Raw genomic sequence first — 4,872 nt, forward strand, 5'->3', positions numbered from 1 at the left:
GATTCCAGTGGTGACAGACGGTGTCATGAGAGCAGGATCCGCCGCCGGAGCAGGGGAAATCCGGCGCGGTCGTACATCTGCCTCTTGATCGGGACAACGTTCGGGACTGACGGCCATGAGGACGAGGCTGGAACGACGAGGAGGGCAGACGACCGGATCAGCCACCCCAGCAGCTTGACGAAGATGAGGGTGTCAGCTCCTCCGGAGCCGTTCCGGGGTGTCTGAGGTCTCTGTGATCCGGTCGTATGGGTTCCTGCTGACGGGAGGGTCCGGGGTCAGGATCGCTGGTAATGGGCGAGTGCAACGGTGCTGTGTCAGTCCGCCCACGGGCCGACGCCGCCGACCCGCTCGACCGCGATCCGAATGATCATTCCGGTTTCGGAGCCGCGGTTCCTGAAGGGGTAGACATCGGTGCCGAGGTAGCGCTGGGCCAGGGTGTCCATGAGTGCGGTGAATTCGTGTGGGATCCCTGGGCCGAGGAGGGTTGCTCGGCCCCGTACGGTGAGGTATTGGGTGAGGCCGTCCGCGGTTCCGTCGGCGGTTCGCTCGTTGTCGTGGATGATGACCGTCGCTCGCGGGTCCCGGCGCAGGTTGCGTACTTTCCGGCGATGCTCCTCCACGCCGAAGACGAGGCTGCCTCTGTCGAGGGCCATCCACACCAGCGAGGCCTGCGGCGTACCGTCAGGGTCGATCGTCACGACGGTTGCCTCCCGGTCCGATGCGAACAGCCGGTGGGCGCTTGCGGGCAACGCCGGCATCCCTTTCCCGTCCGGGTGCTCTCCTTGCCGGTCGGGGTGCTCTGTTGTTGTCTGGCTGGTCATCAGGGCTGTTCCTCGTTCTACGGGTGCACGGTTCCTGAAGGGCGCCGCGACGTGGACAGGGCCGGATTGTCCGTGTCGCGGTGACGCAGGCCCTGTTCGGTGATTACCGCGAGGCCGGTGGCTTCGGTTGTTCGTCATGGTGGATGTCGATGAGGACCTTCCCGACCGCGCCGCCCTCGACCGCGTCGTGCGCGGCGGCTGTCCCGGTCAGCGGGAAGCGGTGCAGCGGCAGCCCGGCGTCTTCGCCGGTCCGCAGGGCGCCGGCGGCCACGGCGGCGTTCACGTCCTCGATGGCTTGGTGTTTCGCCGTGTCGGGCATCGTGTAGACGAGCACGAACTGCAGGCGGGTGTTGGCGAACATGTGCGGCTGGAGGGGAACGGTCAGCTGGGAGCCGCTGGTGTCGGCGTAGATGGCGATGACCCCGTTCGGGGCTATGACCTGCTGGTTGAGCGCGGCGTTCACGACGGGGTCCACCTCGACCACTATGTCGACGCCGTCGGGGGCGGTCTTGCGTATCGCTTCGGCCGCGTCCGGCGTGCGGTAGTTGATGACATGGTGCGCGCCGGCCGCGGAGGCCAACGCTGCCTTCCGCGGAGAGCTGACGGTGGAGACGACGTTCGCCCCGGCCCAGCGCGCCAGCTCGATCGCGGCGTGCCCGACCGCTCCCGCGCCGCCGGCGACGAGCACGGTCCGGCCGGCCAGCGCCGATGGTCCGAGGACGGACGGGCCGTCCGGGTGGACGGTGAGGGCGCGGTGCGCGGTCAGGGCCGGGATGCCGAGGCTCGCCCCGAGGTCGAACGAGGCAGCCGGAGGCAACGGCACCGCCTGGCGCGCGGGTAGTACCACCGCCTCCTGCGCGGTGCCGTCAGCCCGCTGCCAGGTGGCCTCCCAGATCCACACGCGTTGTCCTATCCGCGTGGGATCCACTCCCTCGCCGACCGCGTCGACGGTGCCGGCGCCATCCTGGTTGGGAACCTGACCGGCCGGCGGGAGCGACGAGCCCAGCGCTCCCCGGCGCACCTTCCAGTCCGTCGGGTTCACCCCCGACACGGCGACGCGGACCCGGACCTGACCCGGCCCCGGCTCGGGCTCCACCCGCTCTACCAGCCGCAGCACATCGGAGCCCCCGATCCGTTCGTACACGATCGATTTCACGCGGCGTTCCTTCCAGGAGAACCAGGACAACCAACGGGCACGTCGGCACGCCCCCGTCTCCGCCTCCCCTACGCGGGGAGCCGGACCACCACGTCAGGATGACCCGGCACCTGATCCGCCGGAAGTGGCCCGCAAGACACCATCCGATAGGATCTGGCCATGCATCGGGTCGCCGTGCTCGCCCTGGACGGAGTCATCCCGTTCGAACTCGGCATTCCAGGGCGGATCTTCACCGCCGCCATCGGGTCAGCTGGCGAGCCGCTTTACGAGGTGATCGTCTGTACCGTCGACGGCCGGCCGGTCCGCACCGATGCGGGGTTCAGCATCGCCGTCGACCACACGGCCGGGGTCCTCGCGGCGGTGGACACCGTCGTCATCCCACCCGTCCATCCACTCGAGATCAACATGGCCGGGCGGTTGCCCGAGCTGGTAGCCGGCGCGCTTGCCGGCATCCCGGCGGGTACACGCATCGTGTCGATCTGCACAGCCTCGTACCTTCTGGCCGCCGCGGGCCTGCTCGACGGCCGCCCGGCCACCACCCATTGGTTTGAGGCCGACCGCTTCCAGCGGATGTTCCCCCGGGTGAAGGTCGATCCTGACGTGCTGTTCGTGGACGACGGCGATGTGCTCACCTCGGCGGGTGCCGCCTCCGGCATCGATCTGTGCCTGCACCTCGTCCGTCGCGACCACGGCAGCGAGGTCGCCAACCGCGCGGCCCGTCTCTGCGTTGTGCCGCCATGGCGTGATGGGGGACAGGCCCAGTACATCGAACATCCCGTCCCGCCGCCATCGACCGCCAGTACCGCTCCCGCCCGCGCCTGGGCGCTCGAGCGGCTGCCGGAACCGCTGTCCCTGGCTGAGCTCGCCGCCCACGCGGGCATGAGCGTACGCACCTTCACCCGGCGGTTCCGCGACGAAGTCGGCCTGACCCCCGGCCAGTGGCTGACCGGGCAGCGGCTGGAACGCGCCCGGCACCTTCTCGAAAGCAGCGACCTGCCGATCGACATCGTCGCCCGACAGGCTGGGTTCGGCACCGGCGTCTCCCTCCGGCAGCATTTCCGCGCCTCCGTCGGCGTCTCGCCGGCCGTCTATCGGCGTACCTTCCGCACCCGGAACCGGTGACCCGCGCTTCCCGCACACCGGTGAGATTCGCGATACCCATGCCATGTCATGTCCCGATCGGAAGGAACGGGGATGCTGCACTTTATCAGCCCTGCAGGGGATGCGGAGATCGCGTTCGCCCGGCCGCATCCCCGGCTGCGCCCGGGAGTGCATCTCTACCGGGGGCACCGGATGCACCTGCTGCGCCCGCGGCGGAAATTAGAGATTCCTGTCAGTGCGGTGACCCTCGTTCTGGGATTTGCCGAGGAACTGCGCGTGAGCGGCGTTGGCGAAGGGGTGGCGGTGGACAGTTACGCGTCTTTTCTCGCCGGGCTCCAGACGCGGGCCAAAATAGTTGAGAACAGCAGAAGCCTGTACGCGGTGGAAGTGGTCCTCATGCCGTGGGTGGCGTTCACCCTGTTCGGTGTGGCCATGCACGAGGTGGCCGAGCGTGTCGTGGATCCGGGTGATCTTCTTGGTGGCGGTGTCCGTGACCTGACCGGGGCACTGGCGGCCCTGCCGGACTGGGAGCAGCGGTTCGCGTTGCTGGACACGGTGCTCGCGCAGTGGATCGACCGCGGGCCCGTCCACTCGCCGCGGGTGGTGTGGGCCTGGCAGCAGCTGATCCGTACGGGCGGGACGATCCCCATCGCCCGACTGGCCGCGGGGACCGGCTGGGGACGACGTCAGCTGGAAAACCGCTTCCGGGAGCAGATCGGCCTGTCACCCAAGGCGGCGGCACGGGTGCTGCGGCTACGGCGCGCACTGCGGCTGCTGGCCACCGGTACGGCGCCGGTGCAGATCGCTGCGACCTGCGGGTTCAGTGACCAGGCGCACTTCGCCCGCGAGTTCAAGGCCATGACCGGCTCCACCCCGCGCCGCTTCCTCACCGACCGCAACGCCGCTCCCGTCGGACCGGGGCCCTGGGAGCGTTGGGACCGGATGCCCGGAGAGGTCACCAGCGTCATGTTGAGCACCGGGCTTCCCGCCTGAGCCCGCGGCGCGAGACCGACAGGCTGGCCGAGCCGGGCTGCGGGGGTGCGCGTTTATTCAATACACGACCGCATCGTGGGTGCCACGATGTGCCGTGTCCTCGCTACCGAGGTCCCGGTGGTAACCGCACCGAGAACCGGCATCAACAACGTGCGGTTTTCCGGCAGTGCCAGATGGGGCCCCGGCGGATACAGGAGAGAGCGCGCGCAACGTCCGGCGACCGGCCACCCCGAGAAACTGATCTTGTATATCGGCCCTGGCTGTCGCCGCACGCGCTCCGGGAATGCTGACCATGAGGAAGGAAAAGTATGCGCAAAAAGCTCGGCATCAGACGTCTGCGTCGAACCGCTGCCGGTCTGCTGGCTACCGCGGCTCTGGCTGTCTGTGGCGTTGCCATGACGGCTGGCCAGGCCTCGGCGGCCACTACCTACTGGACCTACCAAAGCCAGTACAATGGCGATTGCCTGACGGCCTCGGCGACAGGCAGTGGTGTTTTCACAGCCACCTGCCATGGCTGGCAGTCACAGGACTGGGACTGGATTGGTTCTGCCAATGCATACGGCCAGCACCAGTTGAGCAGCCGGACCAGGGGCCTCTGTCTGACAACCGATGCCAAGTCGGACCGGAACGCTGTCTGGCTGAGTTCCTGCAACGGCGGGCAAGGCCAGTACTGGGATAACGATCTTCCGCCTTATCTCTACGCCGATGGATATTTCTGGAGCAATAGCCTGCGCATTTCTCCGGAGAGCGACGCCGTCTACACCTCTGATGCGCAGAAAGACTGGAACGTTTACGGCATCC

General features: G+C 68.1%; 6 protein-coding genes. 4 read left to right on the forward strand and 2 right to left on the reverse strand.

The window, feature by feature from the left end:
• A partial coding sequence (locus AC5LUJ_RS21455) for a hypothetical protein (protein ID WP_250291516.1) occupies nt 1-225 on the forward strand: 225 nt, incomplete at its 5' end.
• A gap of 89 nt (nt 226-314) precedes the next feature.
• Here AC5LUJ_RS21455 and AC5LUJ_RS21460 read toward each other — a convergent pair.
• Nucleotides 315-821 (reverse strand): TIGR03618 family F420-dependent PPOX class oxidoreductase, encoded by a 507-nt coding sequence (locus AC5LUJ_RS21460; protein ID WP_250287158.1) that lies wholly within the window; start codon nt 819-821, stop codon nt 315-317.
• Nucleotides 822-924: 103 nt separating this feature from the next.
• Entirely contained in the window at nt 925-1,977 is a 1,053-nt protein-coding gene (locus AC5LUJ_RS21465; protein WP_250287160.1) for an NADPH:quinone reductase, read from the reverse strand.
• Nucleotides 1,978-2,136: 159 nt separating this feature from the next.
• Between AC5LUJ_RS21465 and AC5LUJ_RS21470 the strand changes: the two genes are divergently transcribed.
• The 3 genes from AC5LUJ_RS21470 to AC5LUJ_RS21480 all read left to right on the forward strand — a co-directional run.
• A complete protein-coding gene (locus tag AC5LUJ_RS21470) occupies nt 2,137-3,099 on the forward strand; it encodes a GlxA family transcriptional regulator (RefSeq protein ID WP_493465611.1) in 963 nt (320 codons plus the stop codon).
• Nucleotides 3,100-3,171: 72 nt separating this feature from the next.
• A complete protein-coding gene (locus AC5LUJ_RS21475; protein ID WP_250287164.1) occupies nt 3,172-4,071 on the forward strand; it encodes a helix-turn-helix domain-containing protein in 900 nt (299 codons plus the stop codon).
• 308 nt (nt 4,072-4,379) lie between these two features.
• Nucleotides 4,380-4,872: ricin-type beta-trefoil lectin domain protein (locus AC5LUJ_RS21480; protein WP_493465612.1), on the forward strand; the 493-nt coding region annotated here is incomplete at its 3' end.

This window comes from Protofrankia sp. CiP1_Cm_nod3 (genome assembly GCF_982290655.1).